The 17,206-nt window shown below is 57.3% G+C and carries 14 protein-coding genes and 1 tRNA gene; 10 read left to right on the forward strand and 5 right to left on the reverse strand.

The window, feature by feature from the left end; genetic code table 11:
• Positions 1–107: 107 nt before the first annotated feature.
• Positions 108–518 (reverse strand): hypothetical protein, encoded by a 411-nt coding sequence (locus U1737_RS11575; protein ID WP_332796892.1) that lies wholly within the window; start codon positions 516–518, stop codon positions 108–110.
• 74 nt (positions 519–592) lie between these two features.
• Between U1737_RS11575 and U1737_RS11580 the strand changes: the two genes are divergently transcribed.
• The 3 genes from U1737_RS11580 to U1737_RS11590 all read left to right on the forward strand — a co-directional run bounded on the left by U1737_RS11580 (position 593) and on the right by U1737_RS11590 (position 4,069).
• Positions 593–892, forward strand: a complete 300-nt coding sequence (locus U1737_RS11580; RefSeq protein WP_332796893.1) for a helix-turn-helix transcriptional regulator — start codon at positions 593–595, stop codon at positions 890–892.
• A gap of 1,181 nt (positions 893–2,073) precedes the next feature.
• Complete coding sequence (locus U1737_RS11585) at positions 2,074–2,913, forward strand: hypothetical protein (protein WP_332796894.1); 840 nt, start codon at positions 2,074–2,076, stop codon at positions 2,911–2,913.
• A gap of 373 nt (positions 2,914–3,286) precedes the next feature.
• Positions 3,287–4,069, forward strand: coding sequence for a hypothetical protein (locus tag U1737_RS11590; protein ID WP_332796895.1), 783 nt, complete (start codon positions 3,287–3,289; stop codon positions 4,067–4,069).
• On the opposite strand, the gene U1737_RS11595 is transcribed toward U1737_RS11590, so the two are convergent.
• The gene (locus U1737_RS11595; RefSeq protein ID WP_332796896.1) at positions 4,066–4,659 is read right to left on the reverse strand and encodes a recombinase family protein; all 594 of its coding nucleotides are present in this window, start codon (positions 4,657–4,659) and stop codon (positions 4,066–4,068) included. The genes U1737_RS11590 and U1737_RS11595 overlap by 4 nt on opposite strands.
• Before the next feature lie 268 nt (positions 4,660–4,927).
• Between U1737_RS11595 and U1737_RS11600 the strand changes: the two genes are divergently transcribed.
• Positions 4,928–5,869 carry a DUF7946 domain-containing protein gene (locus U1737_RS11600; protein ID WP_332796897.1) on the forward strand — a complete coding sequence of 314 codons (942 nt, stop codon included), beginning with the start codon at positions 4,928–4,930 and terminating at the stop codon, positions 5,867–5,869.
• 85 nt (positions 5,870–5,954) lie between these two features.
• Here U1737_RS11600 and U1737_RS11605 read toward each other — a convergent pair whose 3' ends face one another.
• Entirely contained in the window at positions 5,955–6,959 is a 1,005-nt protein-coding gene (locus tag U1737_RS11605; RefSeq protein WP_332796898.1) for a hypothetical protein, read from the reverse strand.
• A gap of 98 nt (positions 6,960–7,057) precedes the next feature.
• On the opposite strand from U1737_RS11605, the gene U1737_RS11610 reads away from it, so the two are divergent.
• The 3 genes from U1737_RS11610 to U1737_RS11620 all read left to right on the forward strand — a co-directional run bounded on the left by U1737_RS11610 (position 7,058) and on the right by U1737_RS11620 (position 9,406).
• A complete protein-coding gene (locus U1737_RS11610) occupies positions 7,058–7,318 on the forward strand; it encodes a helix-turn-helix domain-containing protein (RefSeq protein ID WP_332796899.1) in 261 nt (86 codons plus the stop codon).
• A 178-nt stretch (positions 7,319–7,496) separates the two neighbouring features.
• Positions 7,497–8,672 (forward strand): AAA family ATPase, encoded by a 1,176-nt coding sequence (locus U1737_RS11615; protein ID WP_332796900.1) that lies wholly within the window; start codon positions 7,497–7,499, stop codon positions 8,670–8,672.
• A gap of 14 nt (positions 8,673–8,686) precedes the next feature.
• The gene (locus tag U1737_RS11620) at positions 8,687–9,406 is read left to right on the forward strand and encodes a DUF4435 domain-containing protein (protein ID WP_332797091.1); all 720 of its coding nucleotides are present in this window, start codon (positions 8,687–8,689) and stop codon (positions 9,404–9,406) included.
• A 9-nt stretch (positions 9,407–9,415) separates the two neighbouring features.
• Here U1737_RS11620 and U1737_RS11625 read toward each other — a convergent pair whose 3' ends face one another.
• Entirely contained in the window at positions 9,416–10,414 is a 999-nt protein-coding gene (locus tag U1737_RS11625) for an HNH endonuclease (RefSeq protein ID WP_332796901.1), read from the reverse strand.
• Positions 10,415–10,978: 564 nt separating this feature from the next.
• Positions 10,979–11,053, reverse strand: a tRNA-Gly gene (locus tag U1737_RS11630).
• A 196-nt stretch (positions 11,054–11,249) separates the two neighbouring features.
• Between U1737_RS11630 and U1737_RS11635 the strand changes: the two genes are divergently transcribed.
• From U1737_RS11635 to U1737_RS11645, 3 genes are read left to right on the forward strand one after another with little or no spacing between them, the layout of a single operon-like run.
• Positions 11,250–12,032, forward strand: coding sequence for an ImuA family protein (locus U1737_RS11635; protein ID WP_332796902.1), 783 nt, complete (start codon positions 11,250–11,252; stop codon positions 12,030–12,032).
• Positions 12,001–13,470, forward strand: a complete 1,470-nt coding sequence (locus U1737_RS11640; RefSeq protein ID WP_332797092.1) for a Y-family DNA polymerase — start codon at positions 12,001–12,003, stop codon at positions 13,468–13,470. The genes U1737_RS11635 and U1737_RS11640 overlap by 32 nt, the downstream gene beginning before the upstream one ends.
• 13 nt (positions 13,471–13,483) lie before the next feature.
• The gene (locus U1737_RS11645) at positions 13,484–16,819 is read left to right on the forward strand and encodes an error-prone DNA polymerase (protein ID WP_332796903.1); all 3,336 of its coding nucleotides are present in this window, start codon (positions 13,484–13,486) and stop codon (positions 16,817–16,819) included.
• Positions 16,820–17,206 lie beyond the last annotated feature (387 nt).

Here is a 17,206-nt window from a genome sequence, read left to right on the forward strand (position 1 = left end):
AGAACTCGAAAAGCAACGGTCGGGTTTAAACCTGACCGTTGCTTCACCCGCGCTCCTGCGCGACAACAACGGTCGGTCTCTGGTCGCAGCTGGATGAAAGGCGGGGGTCACGTCACGTCGAGACGATGGCTAACGAAGAACGGATTGAGGCGCGCTTTGATGTGCTGCGCTTTTCGCGGCAATCCCTTCCCCCCTTCAACCCCGAGGCGCTCTAGATAGGCAACAGCCCCCTCATGGAATGGAAGCGCGATCTTACGTCCTACTGGTAGGCTTAGACGATCTTCGCGCGCCCGCGTCTGAAACGAGGCGACGGCCTGTTCAGCCTTCTGCCGCGTAAAACCTCCGCTCTCCCTGCCGACAGTCCGGTGGATGCGACGCCCGTCCACCATGATCCCGACCCGGTATATCAGATCGCCCTTGCCGGTCCGTTCCACGGTGATGCCGTGTTCTGTAATCTTCTGCCCAACGAGCAGACTGCTGGCGGCCTTACGCGTGAGAGATTGGAACTTAAGAGCCATAAGAAGAAATAACCCTACTAAAATGAATACCAAAATAGATTAACAATTAAAACACAAGCAAACACCAAGTCGACATGAAGGTAGCAACTTACAAGGCATTTCATTCCAGAGTCCTCGTTGATAGAGAGCGACTCGGCAGCCGGAATTACCCCGCTGCCTTCTATAGGAATGAAATTTTGCACACCGTCAATACTTTACAAACGCTCGACGGGCGTCTATCTCGCACGGCCGCGGCGCGCTATCTAGGCGTCGCATCCAAGACGCTCTCGAACTGGCGCTTAGGGGGCAAGGGCCCGCGTCCGGTCAAGGTCGGAGGCCGCGTCTTCTATTGGGTTTCAGACCTTGCCGCCTTCGTTCAGCAGGGGGCTGCCTGATGCGTAGAAGAAGGCGAGCCAAGCCCATTACTTGGGCTCATCAAATCTTCAAAGACTCCGCAATAGCCAAGACAGGCGGCCCCGTTCGCCGTTGCCTGTCATCTATTTTGAACAACTCATCCCCGAAGATCGTAATCGATGAGGCGAGGCGTCGAGGCTAGCGCACCATTGCTATCGGTGACTACTGGCTGTTCCACTCGGACACTCTCCGCCAGCGACAGGTTCTCGGCAGGTCAACGGCGCTTGGGCCACGCAAGCCTCGCAGGAAGCCCACCAAGCATCGAAGCAGAGCTTTGCCAGCAGTTACCCCATCTGCCGCAAGCGCCCCTCATACGCGCGCTAGTATCGCTCACTAAAGGCGCCGGTACGGGGCATCGGAAAGGTATGCGAGAGGATTAGATTTCCCCGGTCTGATCCGAACGCATCCAGCCTAACCAACCATCACAGTCGTTTAAGCTACACCTTGCGGCGGCGGTGCTTGATGACGCCGCCAGTTGATTCAAGCACAATTTAAACACCGCCCGCCGGCGAATTAACGCCGATATCATCGAAGCGCTAAACATACCTGTAACTTACCTTAACTTACCACAAAACGTAACACCTATGGGGTCCCTTCCCCTCCCTCCCCATTCTCCACTTTCAATAACATTCTTGATGATTAGATAGGATAACAATTCGTAATGATAGCTAATACTGATATCTCAATTAAGTTTAATAGCAGCAATAACAATATAGAGGACAGGTATATGAGCCTTTCATATACAGTCGAAACAAGAGAGTCTGTAGGCTTAGTCGATTACCTCGCGGACTCAATCCATTCAACATTGGATAAGCTGTATGGAGTAACAAACAAACTAAGACAGGCTGTAGCTGCGATCCTAGCGGACCTGCTATCGATAGCAAACCAGCCCGATAATCAGGTTCTATACCGACCGCGAGGCGTAGCAGATTTCAGAGGCCAGCGGATCGGCTACCGGCCTTGTATCGACGCCCTGAACGGCCTGGTGACGTTGGACCTACTTCATCATAGGCCCGGCATCTGGCTAGGCTCCCATAAGCAGGGAGAGGGGGACACGGCCCGCTACCGAGCAAAGCCTGCCCTTCTAGAGTTGGCCCTTCGCTACGGCATCACTCCCGGTAACTGGCGGTCCCATTTCACCCTCGCCCCAAGACCTAGTGCAATGGCACACCCTGTCATCGTCCGGGGCAAGCGGCAGTTCTGGGATCGGGAGGACAAGGGCAGGAAGCTCCCCATCATCAAGACCGATCCGGCATACCTCGCTGCCGCCGAACAGGTGAATCGTATCAATGCCTACATGGCACCGCAGCTTATCACCGGCTGCAAGCATGACGGGTTCATCCGAATCTTCAACCACGGCGATCAGGACGGCTTCGCTTATAACATGGGCGGTCGGCTGTATTCCAAGGCGTCCGGGGTAAGCTATCAAAACATGGAGAAGCATCACCGCCATGATATGCGGATCAGTGGGGAACCTGTAGTTGAACTCGACCTACGCGCAAGCTTCCTAACGATCCTGTATGCCCAACGTGGGATAACGCCTGATCCATTGATTGACCCCTATACCTTCGGACCGATCCCAAGGGAGGTAATCAAGGCGTGGATCGCCATGACGTTAGGGTATGATCGCTTTCATTCGAACTGGTCCGACGAAACGGTCGCGAAGTTGTTGGAGGATGAGGGCATCAACCTACGCAAAGAATACCCAATAGATACCGTTCGTGCGGCAGTTATTGACGAACACCCGATCTTGCACGGCTGGCCTAACTCGACAGTCAGGTGGCAGAACCTGCAATATCTAGAAAGCTCTGCCATCATTGATGCGGTTGAGGCACTAGGACTGCACCATAGTATTACCGCACTTCCTCTTCACGATGCCTTGCTTGTCCAGCGCTCTAACATCGATATAGCAAGCGAGGTTCTAGCTGACACCTTCCGCCAGCGGATAGGTGTATCGCCGGTTTTCAAAATCAAAGACCGGTGGCCCAAGAAGTGCCGTTAGCATCCGATTTAGAGGGCCAGTCAGCCACCAGCCGACACCGATAGGGGCGGGAGATAGGGCAACCTACCTATTCCGCCCGTTGCTGCTGTACGGGGCTTAAATCTAGGTGTGAGGATATGCTTATTCGAAGGCGGCAGTAATAACGCACTCGACAGGAAAAGGGCCGGATCGGACCAGACATCGGCGTCCCGTTCACTACCCCCCTCCCGCGATGATTATGCATTCTAGTAAGGCCCCTCCAGCGAACGAGTTCTCGTACCGCATCCAAGGGACCAGCCTTTTAACTCTAATTTCAACTGGTAACCGCTAAACCTCTCTTGACAGCTACCGGCAACGCCAACAACCGTTAGATATGTATAGCAAGGATCACGCATTGCCCGTTCTCGCAGAAAGTATAGTTGATCTTGCAAAAAAGACCGGCTTTGAAACCGAACTTAGAGTAGCTTCACTCCTACGACGTTTAGGGTGGTCTGTAAGTCAAAACATATATTATGTTGATAAAGACGAAGGTAAATCCAGAGAGATTGATATTCATGCCTATCACGGCAACCGCGAAACAGTACGGCAGCCGTATATCACTTGTGGAATAAACCTTTGTATTGAGGTTAAGAAGACGTCTGACCCATTTGTATTCTTTTCATCCACGCCCGGCGTTGTGGAGAGGGGAGCGGGGTATAGTCATCTACATTATAAGCAAAAGGTCGATAACAATATACTGCCCTACAACGAAATAGACAATCACAAACCTATGGGAACCCCTTTAATGTTCGGGCGCTCCTATGCATCCTTGAAAGAAGCTAAAACTGCTCACATTCAAGCCGGCATAATGTCATCGGTAAAGGGTGCAATTCACTTCACTGATAGCTGCAGTGAAAGATACAATGACAAGTCTCTCGATATCTCGTTCTTCGTTCCTATCGTCGTTGTCGATGGAATACTCATGGAGTGCTACCTTGAGTCCGATGACGGTGAACTGATAGTAAGAGGGGTAAATAGCATAGTTTACATGCAAAACTATCTCTCTAATGCATATGGCTCTGTCGGTACAAGAGTGCATGTTATTACATTAACGGCGCTGGAATCCCAACTGATAGAATACATGCAATGGGGTAAGGCGATGCACAAGGTAATGGTAGAACGCCAACATGGAAGTTAGAGGCCGATCTTTCCAAGGGCGCCACAGTACCGGGTAACTGTGGCTGGTGAGATACGAAAATGGGCTGCCGTCGCCGCAATGGTGGCCGCGTTCTCTTTACGCCAAGCAACTATAGCAGCGCGATTCCCGGCTTCGGGTCTACCAAGACCTGTCTTACCTTTGTGCGTCCTGCCGGTAGCCGCAAGCGATGCCTTTGCTACCGCTCGACCAGCATCGCATCGCTCTCTGATCCTACCCCGCTCCATATCAGCCATCTGCGCAAGGACGGCTACCACCAGTTCACCCACGCCACGACCGATCGGACCCAAGCCCTTAACGTCAACGGTTACGCCTTTGTCGAGAAGCGCTCGGATGACGGTTTGAACGTCAAGAGCATCGCGTCCTAGACGGTCGATAGCGTACACATAGAGAGTGTCGCCTTCCCGTATGTAGTTAAGCAAATTGGAGAAGCCGGGACGGGCTGTAGCCGATACGGCACCACTAACCCCCTCATCGGCAAACTCCTTATCGAAGCTGCCGCCAAGGGCATGCCGCTGTGCTGCGATATCCTGCGATGCGTCTGATACTCGGTAGTAGGCAATGCGGCTCATCGGAAGCGACTCACTCAAAAGGACTACGAAACATTATGAGTGAGTCATAATTCGATCAAGGTATCTTGTGAGTTATCTTAATCGGGCAAATCGGGGCCCCTCAAATCTTACACCTTTTGACGACTTAGACGATGTCCTTGCGCCTTTTAAAGGTGTGCAGTCGGATTGGTCTGAAAGACGACAAGCCTAAGCCAGTCGCGGTTTGGGCGCATGGCGATAAAGCAATTTCCAGCTGGTCGCATGGCTGCGTCGAATCCATGTATTTCACATGAGCGCCGCCTTGCCGACGCAATCAAACCGCGCCATCCTGTGGCTACGCAACAAGTGGGGGTGCCGGTTGATCGAGATTACGCTGACGTTCGAGGGCGGCCTTGCCGACGAACACCAACTTGATTTCTATGATGCAGCCCATGCCCTTGTGGGGTTTGAGCGATCCCTAGCCCTGGTAACTCACTTCGTACTCAACGGAGAAATTATAACCCAAGCCCCTGCATTAAAAGGGGCGAGAATTCTAACCGAAGCACCGGCGGATGGCAGCTGGAAAGTTATTGCCCGGATTGCATCATTGGCTTTGGTGGCTGGGTCCGTAGGAAAAGATTCGCCAGTCGGTTACGCGGTAACGTCAATGTTCGATGCCGTACTGAACGGTAGCATGGGCTTTCACGTCGATTACGACAAAACGTTCCAGCAGCAATTATCCGAACAACGGAATAATGGGGCGGTGACACAAGCGAAGGTTCAATCGCTTATCGAAAAATGCGAAAGTAGCATCGCAGACATTCACCGTCCGATGGTTGGATCGCGAACCGCGAAGGTTGCTTGCATATCCGGTAAGCCAACAACGAACGAGCGAGAAACAAAACTTGGACCGGATATGACGCCACTTACCTACCAATACCTCATGGACGAGCGAAACTCGGACAGCATCGAGGAATTAACTGGTAAGATTTCAAGCTACAATATCAACACTTTCAAGGGACGCGCTTTTATATTGCAGGAGGGTCGCACTGTATCGTTCGAGCTCACTGACAAAGCTAAAACGCCAAAGCAAACAAACCGCGTAACTCGGAGTTTGCGGTTAAATAACGCGGATAAGAAGGATCAGCGTGCGCTAATTGAAGTGCACGGCTATAGGGTTGAAAGCCGCAACGGTCGCTTGAAGCATCTAAATTTGATCAAGGTCGACGACTACGACGACCTCAAAATATAAGGGTGGCAGCGGCAAATCACTCGGCGCGTTTCAAATACGCCTCAATCAGCACCGCGCTTAAGTCATAGGTGACCGTGCTGCTGTGCTAAAGGCACGGCTGAATCTTATCGACGTACCCTTTGCCCTGCCAAACGATCACGTCCGTACCTGTGCGCGAACCAAGAAGTTCGAAGACGAAGATTGGTTGGCTACGTCCGCCATGAATCAAGGAACGCGTGCCATCCGGCGAACGATAGGCGATTGGAGGCGCGGCTAAATCCGATAAAAAGATGCAGCGCTCAACCTGATCAAGCGACTTAGCCGATGTAAGCTTCGCCTCCGCCGTTCCAGCGAGTGCCTTGCCCAAGTCGTAAGCATCGGCGCGAATCGGGAACGCCGCCCCTGAAAGTAATAGCCCCATTGCCGCTAGAATCGCCGTGGTCGGGTTGGACGCGAACGTCGCGCCCGCCACTGCCGGTGTTGAACGCGCCCGGTCTTCGATTACCTGCTGTATCAATGCTTGGAAATGACCGGCCTTCTCGATAGCGGGCGCGACGATCGGACTTGTAGCCTCGTAGCCCTCTCCATAGCCAATATCGAAGAAGACGAAGTTGCGTAGAGGCTTTGCCCTATCGGCTACTCTGATAACCAGCTTCACGGATTTTATCTTCCGTGTCTCCACCGACTGGCCCTTGGACGTGCCGCTGCCCGATAGGCCGCCAACGACAAGGCCCACAGGTCCAAGTAGCACGCCCCCGACCAATCCGCCTGCCAACTGCGATCCCCGGTTGCTGGTCGTCACATTCTTCGAAGTTGTGACGTTGACGCCACCTTGTTCAATGTCGGCGCTACGAACGTCTGAAAGTGGTAGAGCGATAGCGTCTTCAACGGTGTCACCGAGGACCAGCGACTCCTTCCCCCAAGCCATCCCAATGCAGCGAGGACCGGGCAAGACGGTATGATAATCGCCTTCACCAAACCGCTCCTTTAGAATGCCTAATGCATCAGCGGTCTTCGCCTGATTCTTAGCAATGATGCCGTTTGCACCGACCGCCGCCAAAACCAACAGAACCATACCGATGCCAACAACGGCAACCAACGCCTCGATCATCTCTCCGCCCCCAAAACGTACCGTCGCGTCCCCATAATGGGGTCACTCGATTCTCCGTATATCTGCGTCGCCTTGTAAGCAAACGGGGCGCTTGTTCGATGAAGCGGGCATGGGTGGTATCGCCCGACTATCGGGCAGTTATCGCCGCAATCACAGAGGCTCGCGAGGCACTAGGCGTATCGCAGCGCGAACTTGCCCGCCGTCTGTCCAAGCCACCATCGTTCATAAACAAGATAGAGCAGCTAGAGCGCCGATTGGACGTGCTGGAATTCATTGCGATAGCCGAGGCGTTAGAAACAACGGCGCCAGCACTTATGGCTATTTTAAGGACAGCGTTACCCGGAAACTTCAAGCTCTAGCATCCGAAGGGATACGCAATGGGCTGCCTCCTTTGAGTACACGCCCCACGGACCGTCTTTCACGGTACGCAAGTGTCTACGTGCCTCGCCCAGGGCGGCAGGGCAATGGCGGCACCTAGAATTGGCTATCCGGGCATACCAACGCGCTTGCTATACCTTCGATTAATATGCTCTCACGGTGACGGTACCGGAGCATAAATCCGTAAGGTGGGAGGGCGGCTTGCAAGTCAAGAGAATAGAAGTAGATGGTTTCATGGGTAGAGTCGGCACCCTTAAAATCGACTTTAATTCCGATCTAAATATAATTACCGGCAGGAATGGTGCCGGAAAAACAACCCTTCTAAAGTTGCTCTGGTATTTTATGAGCGGAAATATATATTTAGCGCTCAATGAAACCCGATTTTCCCGGTTTTTTATTGAAACCTCTCTTTATAAATGCACAGTTTTTCGACTTAGTGGTAACACTTGTAAAGTTACGCTAAGTATTGACGATGATGAAACAACTTTTGAAGATATTCGCGATGACGATGGGGACTCGGTTGTCGATGCAGAAGACCAAGCAAATGATGTAATAATGCAACTAGGCTCTTCTATATTTTTTCCGACGTTTCGCCGCATCGAGGGTGGCTTCACGCTGACAAGTAACCGGCGGCCGTCGAGGGGGCTGTTCAATCAAGCTCGATCAAAATCAGATATTGAAGACAACTTTACTGCATTGGCGAGGAAGCTAACTAATGCCAAGCATCAATTCGTAAGCGCGCTCTCAACCGCTGACGTCGTGGGCATCCTCTTGACGAAATTTGCTGATCTTTCGAGTGAGTACAATAACCTGCAGCAGCAAATGTCGGAAGAGGTTATTAGTACGATAAAGTCGCACCAGTATAATTCAGGAATCGAGTCATCTGTTGGTGAGGAGCGAGCGTTGCTGGATCAGGTCCGGCAACGAATTGAGCAAATGGAAGACGAGCGAGAGGCGGTCATGCGCCCCATCGATGCCGTAAGGGCGCTTGTTGAGCGCTTGTTCCACAGCAACGGAATTCTAATTGGTTCGCGTTTAAGATTTGGAGACGCGGCAAACGCAATTAACTCGGATGCGCTTTCAGCTGGTGAAAAGCAAATGCTTAGCTTCATTTGCTATAATGCGCTGACTAGCGATGCCGTAATAATAATAGACGAGCCGGAGCTTAGTTTGCATGTTGACTGGCAGAGACAACTTTTCAGCATACTTGCCGAACAAGGCACTAATAATCAGTTTATTATCGCGACTCACTCACCTTTCATTTACAGTAAATATCCTGACAAGGAAGTTCTTATAGATCAGGACCGTGGAGATGAATGGATTGAAAACCAGTGAGCGGCAAAATACAGATGACGGTCGCGGAGATCGTAGCGTATCTTAAGAAATCGGCTTTACCTACAATTATAGTAGAAGGGTCTGATGACATTATAATATATCGGCACTTGGAACAGGTTTTCTCCAAAAAGGGTATATCAGTTCTACCCGCCGGTGGTAGATCATGTGTTTTATCAATATATGACGCCATGGCATCGGTTACTAACAAGCCACGCATCGCATACATAATTGACCTTGATAGCTGGATATATGGCTGTGTACCCAACTCCTATAGATCAGCCGATATTATCTGCACAGATGGCTATTCCATAGAAAATGATGTATTTCGCGATGTCGATTACCTAGCGATGCTCAATCCCGGCGAAGAAACAGTTTACCTAAATGCTTTGAGCGCTACTCTGAACTGGTATACGCACCGGCTTTCTGATTATTTTATGGGTAATGAGCTAACTGTTAAAACGACCTTGCACGAACTGTTGAACGCGTCTGCTGGGACGACACTCCATAGTGAGTCGCGATCGATCCCGCAGAGCCTTACTACGGCTCGTACTTTCCTTGAGTCAGACTATGCAAAGTTGGTTAGAGGAAAGAATATCATGCAATGCTTATCTTACGTATTGAACGCAAAGAATCGTACACCAAAATACTCCTACGCTCATTTATTAGAGATTGGCTGGTTAAAAAGGGGGCGTTTTATGGAGTCTATTATCCAACAGGTTGACAAAGCTATTTAGTTTTTTAGTTCAATGGTTGACCAAAATAGTACGTAAAGCTGACAGTGAGATAGGCGACCGGCGACGGTGTGCCATACGATGACAGTTCGCACAGAGCAGAGCGAGGTCTTCCAACCGGCTCTTCGTACCGGTTAGGAGGGTATGAACCGGCTTCGTATGGTGTACCTCGATGTACCCTTCACCGAGGTCACCATATGTTGCCTTGAAGTCGAAGCCGCATACCTCACACGCCAGATTGCCTGTTGCAGCCGCCGCCTTACGCTTCTCCGAGACAAGCTTGGAATCGCGTTCATATCGTTTGTGGAGGCGCATAATCACGCCGCCCTCTTCGCCTTCATAAGGCTCGGCTGGCGGCAGCTTAGCCAGGGCGGTTTCGTTGACATCGGTCACTGCCCGCCGGATTACCGTAGCATCGACTCCTAGATCGGCCCTACGGCCCTCGTAGTCGGCCCACACGACCTTTTCGAGCGCGCCGCCGGACTGCATCCCCACCTTACCTTGGGCCGTGTACGCCGGGTCTAACGATCGCAGGTTCATCATTTTCAGGTAGACGCCGTTCTCGTTGCGAAGCGTAGGAGCGCCGCTGATGCCATTCAGGCGGTGAAGCTTGTTTAGGATCGCTGATAGCTCGGCAACAGCGCTGCTGCCCTTCCCCGGCGGGTTTGCGGGGTTTGTGAGATAGAGGTCGAGGGCAAGGATCAGTTCGTCGCGCGACCAAGGCGGATTGCGTTCAGGGGCATCGATCACGAAACCTAGTTGCCGAAGCTTTCTACCTACGGACGCCTCTCCCCCTGTGAAGCTCGCAGAGGGGAGAAGTTGGCTGCCGTCGATGTACTTGTGGGCGACACCCGCAATCGCCTTGGAGGGGTAGCGCTTGCCGTTCAGTTCAAGCCAATACCGCTTGGCAGGGGCAAAGCCGTAGAGAGCAAGGAAGGCATCAGAACCTAGCTGATCGTATTCTAAGATTGCCGAATCTACGGCCTCCTTGGTTATGTCGGCTAGTGCCATAGTGCCTCTTCCTCCTAGCCCCTGCCCGCGTCGACCGACACATACCACCGTCTGCGATATCTGTAATTCCTGTGTAATCATGCCGGGAAAAGCCGGGGTTTCGAGGGTAAATCCAGGAATACTGCGCCCATGAAAAATAAGGTAAGTTGCTGATAGTACGACATTCCGGGACACCGAAGGCATCCCGGCTCCTTAGACTGAAAATCGCAGTGTCGGCGGTTCGACCCCGTCTCCGGGCACCATTTTTCCATTGGCAGTCGAGACGTACAACTTCATCGCCGGGTGAAGCTTGATCGCAAGGCTTGTGGTTCCCGATGCATGCATACCCGCATGGTCCCGGCGACACCCTGATCGCCCTGTGCCGGCGCGATTACGCACCGAAGAAGCTTTCTACCCGCGCACATCATGTTGACCCGAGCGTCGAGAGCCCGTGACCCAGGTGGACACTTTGCCATGCTGCCGCATGCGCGTGATGATGGGTCGCTAGGCGTAAAATCAGCGCTGTAAGGTGTCACCTCGGCTGCGGCGGCCAGTTTCTAAGTGATTGCATTTACTATAGAAAACTGGAGCGGGCGAAGGGATTCGAACCCTCGACCCCAACCTTGGCAAGGTTGTGCTCTACCCCTGAGCTACGCCCGCTCTGGCGCCTATGTCTCCGGTCTGAAGCGACACGGTGACTGGGTGAGGCGCGCTGTTAGCCCGGGGTTTAGGGAACGGCAAGCACCTTTTCCACTTTCGCGCGAAAATCATCCAGAATGTTGTGCGCCGCACAAAGCGGTCAACCCTGCGAGATTCCGCTTGGCGACTCACCCATTGGAACATTACAAGAACATCTGTGAACGAGTCGTCAGCCCTGATTGCCCGCCTGAAGCGGATCGCCACGACGGGAATGCCGACCCAGGGTGATGGGCGCGCCGACGATGCGTGGCTGACGCAGGGGATGGCCAAGGCGCAGTTGCACGAGGTTTTCGCGACCGTCGACGATGCGGCGAGCGGCGCAGGGTTCGCGGTGGCGTCGGTTCTGGCGGCCCGTGCGGCGCCGGTGATGTGGTTGCGGACCGAGGCGAGCGAGCGGCAGGGCGGCCGGCTGCATGCGACCGGCCTGGTCGAGATGGGGCTCGACGTGACGTCGCTGGTGCTGGGGCTGGTCGAGGACGAGGCGGACTTGTTGCGCGCCGCGGCCGATGCCGCGCGGTGTCACGGGCTTGGCACATTGCTAATCGAATCCTGGGGCCGTGCGCCAAAGATCGACCTGACCGCGACACGGCGGCTGATGCTGGCGGCCGAAGCCTCGGGCGTGACCATCCTCAGCCTGCGTATCGGCGCAGAGCCCGTGCCGAGCGCGGCGGCGTCGCGCTGGCAGGTGGCGGCGTGTCGTTCCCGGCCCTTGGAGGCCGACGCACCTGGCAAACCTGCCTTCGACATCGAATTGCTGCGTCGACGCGGAGGCCAGGCCGGGCTTCGCTGGCGTGTGGAGTGGGACCGTGACGCGTACATCTTCGACCAAACCGCCTTCGCCTCTGGTGATCCCGCGGCGCTACTTGGCGCTGGTATTCCCGTGGCTGCCGATCGAGCGGTTGCGGACGATGCGGCCGCATCTGTTCGTCGGACGGGCTGAGACGCCGATCGCGTTCGTCGAGACGGTATCGGGCGGGGTGCGGCTGAAGGCGCTCGACCGCGAGGCGGTGCGGGCTGGGCTCCAGCCTGGGCTGACCCTCGCCGATGCGCGGGCGCGGGTGCCGGAACTGGAGGTGTACGATCATGACGCGCATGCCGACCACGAATGGCTCGAGCGGCTGGCGGACGGTTGCCAGCGCTACACGCCGTCGGTCGCGCTCGACGAGCCCGATGGGCTGATCCTCGATATCGCCGGGTGCGTGCATGAGTTCGAGGGCGAGCGGCGATTGGCGGCCGACCTTGAGGAACGCCTCGCGCGGCGTGGACTGCTGGTGCGCCACGCGTTCGGCGACACGCCCGATACGGCGCGCGCGCTGGCCCGGTATGCGGGGGGGCCTGCCCCCGATGAGAAGCGTGCGGTGAAGCGGTTGCCGGTAGCAGCGCTCGGTCTCGACGAGGATGCGACCACCGCCTTGTCGCGCGCGGGACTGAAGACGGTCGGCGACGTGATGGCGCGGCCGCTGGCGACGATTGCTGCAAGATTCGGCGAGGAGGCGGCTATGATGATCCGCCGGCTCGACGGCAGCGTGAAGGGCCCGATCGTCGCGCGGCGGACGGTGGCGAAGATCGGCGTCGAGCGTCGTTTCGCCGAGCCGATCGCGCGGACCGAATATGCGCTGGAGGTACTGGCCGAACTCGCCACCGAGGCTGTCGCTCAGCTTGCCGATCGTCACGAAGGCGGGCGGCGGTGGGAGGCGCGGCTGTTTCGTGCGGACGGGCTGGTCCAGCGTCTGCGGATCGAGACGGGCCAGCCGACGCGCGACGTGGCGTTATTAATGCGATTGTTCCGCGAACGGATCGACAGCCTAGCCGACCCGCTCGACCCGGGATTCGGCTATGATCTGGTGAGGCTCGATGTCGCATTAGCTGAAAAGCTCGACGCGTCGCAGTTGAAGCTGGAGGGCGGCGAGGCGCAGAAGGGGGAGGTCGCACAGCTTGTCGACCAGCTCGGCACGCGGCTGGGCCGGGCGCGCGTGCGCCGGTTTTCGGCGCGCGACAGTCATATTCCCGAACAGGCCGAGCTGATGCTGCCCGCCGCCGAGGCCCCTGCCCCGACGCCGTGGAGCGCGCCCGAGACGGGGGAGCCTCCGCTCCGGCCGATCTATCTGTTCGATCCGCCACAACCGATCGAGTCGATGATGGCCGAGGTCCCCGACGGCCCGCCGCACCGCTTCCGCTGGCGTCGCACGGTGCACGACGTGGCGCATAGCGAGGGCCCGGAGCGGATCGCTGGCGAGTGGTGGCGGCGCCAGGACATCCCGACGCGCGATTACTACCGCATCGAGGACCGCCGCGGCCGCCGCTTCTGGATCTTCCGCCACGGCCTGTATTCCGAGATGGAGGCACCGCGCTGGTACCTCCACGGCGTCTTCGCATGACCACGCCAGCGTCATGACTGGGTTCGCCGAACTCGTGGCGGCGACCAACTACTCGTTCCTCGACGGTGCCAGCCATCCGAGCGACATCGTCGGCCGCGCAATCGAATTGAAACTGGCCGGTATCGGCATCGCCGATCGCAATACGGTTGCCGGCGTGGTCCGCGCTTATGATGCACTGGAACGCGCAAAACGGGGTCAACTCGGCGCGAAGCTGCCGCCGTTCGATTTCAAACTAGTGGTCGGCGCGCGTCTCGTATTCGCCGACGGTACGCCGGACATCGTCGCGTATCCCGCAACCCGGGCTGGATGGGGACGGCTGACGCGACTGCTGACACTAGGCAACCGGCGCGCCGAGAAAGGTGGCTGCATCCTCGGCTTCGACGATCTGGTCGCGCATCTGGGTGAGATTTTGTTGATCGTCATGCCGGAATGCACCGCCCGCCCGGTGGTTGCGCACAAGGATTTCGTACTTCCCAAGCGCAACGATGCCAGTCTTGATGCCACACTTGTCGCGCTCCGCCCGCTGGCGCGGCGATCGGTGTGGCTTGGCGTAACGATGCCGCACGGCGGTCGCGATCGGCGGCGTCAGACCCGGCTTGCCCGGATCGCGACCAAGGCGCGCGTCCCGATCCTGGCGACCAACGACGTGCGCTATGCGGTGGCGGACGATCGCTCGCTTCATGACGTCGTCACCTGCATCCGCGAGGGAACGACGATCCAGCGTGCCGGCAAACGCCTCGGTGCCAATGGCGAGCGCCATCTGAAGGGGGTCGACGACATCGCGCATCTTTACCGCGACCGACCGCATGCGATCGACGAAGCGGCAAAGCTGCTGGCGCGAATCGCCTTCACACTCGACGAACTCAAATACGAATATCCGCACGAGCCCGTGCCCAAAGGTTGGAAACCGCAGGAGTGGCTTGAGCATCTCGCCTGGCAATCGGCGATCGATCATTATGAGGGCTACGTCCCCGACAAGCTGATCGCGTCGTTGCGCGAGGAGTTCGCGCTGATCCGGCAATGCGGATACGCCTATTATTTCCTGACGGTCCATGACGTCGTCCGGTTCGCACGCAGCGTCGATCCGCCGATCCTGTGCCAGGGACGCGGTTCCGCCGCCAACTCGGTGGTATGCTATGTGCTCGGCGTTACGTCGGTGGATCCGATGAAGCACGACCTGCTCTTCTCGCGCTTCGTCTCCGCCGAACGTAGCGAACCGCCCGATATCGACGTCGATTTCGAGCATGAGCGGCGCGAAGAGGTGATGCAGTATATCTACCGCCGCTACGGTCGGGAACGCGCAGCGATCGCCGCCACCGTCATCCACTTCCGCTCGCGCAGCACCGTGCGCGAGGTCGGCAAGGCGCTGGGCTTTACCGAAGACGTCACGCAGCGCCTGACCAGCACGGTGTGGGGCAGCTTTTCGAACCGTTTCCCGGAACGCCGCTTTGCCGAAACGGGGTTCGACGTCGCCAATCCGGAAGTTGCCCGGTTGCAGGACATGGTCGAGCGGCTGCTCGAATTTCCGCGTCACCTATCGCAGCATGTCGGCGGCTTCGTGCTCACGCAAGGTCGGCTCGACGAGATTGTGCCGATCCATAACGGCGCGATGGAGGACCGTACGTTCATCGAATGGGACAAGGACGATATCGATTGCCTCGGCCTGATGAAGGTCGACATTCTCGCGCTCGGTATGCTGACGTGCATCCGCAAGAGCTTCGACCTGATGCGGCAGCATGGGCTTGGCGACCATGAATTGAAGACGATCGCCAACGACGAGAATTCGAAGGTCTATGACATGCTGTGCGATGGCGACAGCATTGGCGTGTTCCAGGTCGAGAGCCGCGCACAGATCAACATGCTGCCGCGATTGCGACCGCGGAAACTGTACGATCTGGTGGTCCAGGTGGCGATCGTCCGGCCCGGGCCGATCGAAGGCGACATGGTGCATCCGTATCTTCGGCGGAGGGCGAAAAAGGAGGTGGTAGTGTATCCCTCGCCATCGCCCGAGCATGGCCGAAGCGACGAACTCGAGGTTCTGCTGGGAGAGACGTACGGCGTGCCGCTGTTCCAGGAACAGGCCATGAAGCTGGCGATCGTCGCGGCGAAGTTTACCCCTGACGAGGCCAATGAACTGCGAAAGTCGATGGCGACGTTTCGCAAGGTCGGGGGAATGAATAATTTCCAGGCCAAGCTGGTCGGCGGCATGGTCGCGCGCGGCTATCAGGCGGACTTTGCCGAGCGCTGTTTCAAGCAGATCGAGGGGTTTGGGTCGTATGGTTTCCCGGAGAGCCATGCGCTGTCGTTCGCGCGGCTGGTGTATGTGTCGTCGTGGATCAAATGCTTTCATCCGGCGGTGTTCTGCTGCGCATTGCTCAATTCGCAGCCGATGGGGTTTTACGCGCCGGCGCAACTGGTGCGCGATGCTGTCGAGCACGGCGTGACCGTGCTGCCGGTCGATGTGAATGCGAGCACGTGGGATAGCTCGCTCGAGGCCTTGGGCGCGGATCTGCGGCTCGGGTTTCGGCAGGTGGACGGGTTTCGCAAGGACTGGGCGGAGGCGATCGTCGCGGCGCGGGCGGGCGGGCCGTTTGCCGGGATCGAGGACCTGGCGCGGCGGGCGACCCTGCCGCAGCGGGCGATGAACCTGCTCGCCGATGCGGACGCGTTTCGATCGGTCGCGAAGGAGCGCCGCGAAGCGTTGTGGGATGTGCGTCGGACGCCGCCCAAGCAACTCGCACTGTTCGCGGCTGCCGAGGTTCCCGAGCTCGGCCAGGAGCCCGACGCGCATCTGCCGGCGATGCCGCTGTCCGAGCAGGTGGCGGCGGATTACCAGACGACGCGACTGTCGTTGAAGGGGCATCCGATGGCGTTCCTGCGCGAACGCTTCGCCGCCGAGGGAATCCTGTCGAGCGCGCAGGCCAATGCGACCAAGGACGGGCGGCGCGCGAAGGTGGCGGGGGTCGTGCTGGTCCGCCAGCGGCCGGGCAAGGGCAATGCGATCTTCGTGACGATCGAGGACGAGACCGGGGTCACCAACGGGCTGATGTGGGCACGCGATTTCGAGGCGAACCGCCGCGCGGTGATGGCGTCGCGACTGATGGTGCTGGAGGGCGTGATCCAGCGCAGCGAGGAAGGCGTGACGCACCTGATGACGTCGCGGGTGCAGGACCGCACCGAGATGCTGCGGCTGTTGTCGGAGGATCATGCGCTGGAGCCGCCGCTCGCGCGGGTCGACGAGGTGATCCGCCCGGTGCTGACGCGGAGCCCGGATGCCCGGGCGCATCATCCGCGGGCGACGCATCCTCGGGATGTGCGCGTGCTGCCCAAGTCGCGCGACTTTCATTAATTCCAATCCCGTCTCGGATCCCGATCCCGTCTCGAAGCCCAGGCCCGTTACCCCAGCGAAAGCTGGGGTAACTCACGTGGAACGCGACCAGCGCCTCACGGGGATACCCCAGCTTTCGCTGGGGCGACGGGCTTGGGGGCGACGGGCTTGGGGGCGACGGGCTTGGGGGCGACGGGCTTGGGGGCGACGGGCTTGGGGGCGACGGGCTTGGGGGCGACGGGCTTGGGGGCGACGGGCTTGGGGGTGACGGGCTTGGGATGACGGGTTTGGGATGACGGACCAATGACCACCGGTCGCTTCAACGCCGCCGCCGCCACGTGGAATTGCGAGCGCGATGCTCTAGAGGTACGCTGCAGAGGTGGCATTCGCCGCAAGCGCCCCCCAGAT

The organism is Sphingomonas fucosidasi (assembly GCF_036663855.1).
Classification (GTDB): domain Bacteria; phylum Pseudomonadota; class Alphaproteobacteria; order Sphingomonadales; family Sphingomonadaceae; genus Sphingomonas; species Sphingomonas faeni_B.

Coding starts and splice junctions, on each gene's coding strand:
- U1737_RS11575 (WP_332796892.1), bottom strand. CDS start 518: ATGGCTCTTAAGTTCCAATCTCTCACGCGTAAGGCCGCCAGCAGTCTG.
- U1737_RS11580 (WP_332796893.1), top strand. CDS start 593: ATGAAGGTAGCAACTTACAAGGCATTTCATTCCAGAGTCCTCGTTGAT.
- U1737_RS11585 (WP_332796894.1), top strand. CDS start 2,074: ATGGCACACCCTGTCATCGTCCGGGGCAAGCGGCAGTTCTGGGATCGG.
- U1737_RS11595 (WP_332796896.1), bottom strand. CDS start 4,659: ATGAGCCGCATTGCCTACTACCGAGTATCAGACGCATCGCAGGATATC.
- U1737_RS11600 (WP_332796897.1), top strand. CDS start 4,928: ATGAGCGCCGCCTTGCCGACGCAATCAAACCGCGCCATCCTGTGGCTA.
- U1737_RS11605 (WP_332796898.1), bottom strand. CDS start 6,959: ATGATCGAGGCGTTGGTTGCCGTTGTTGGCATCGGTATGGTTCTGTTG.
- U1737_RS11610 (WP_332796899.1), top strand. CDS start 7,058: ATGAAGCGGGCATGGGTGGTATCGCCCGACTATCGGGCAGTTATCGCC.
- U1737_RS11620 (WP_332797091.1), top strand. CDS start 8,687: ATGACGGTCGCGGAGATCGTAGCGTATCTTAAGAAATCGGCTTTACCT.
- U1737_RS11625 (WP_332796901.1), bottom strand. CDS start 10,414: ATGGCACTAGCCGACATAACCAAGGAGGCCGTAGATTCGGCAATCTTA.
- U1737_RS11640 (WP_332797092.1), top strand. CDS start 12,001: ATGCGGCCGCATCTGTTCGTCGGACGGGCTGAGACGCCGATCGCGTTC.
- U1737_RS11645 (WP_332796903.1), top strand. CDS start 13,484: ATGACTGGGTTCGCCGAACTCGTGGCGGCGACCAACTACTCGTTCCTC.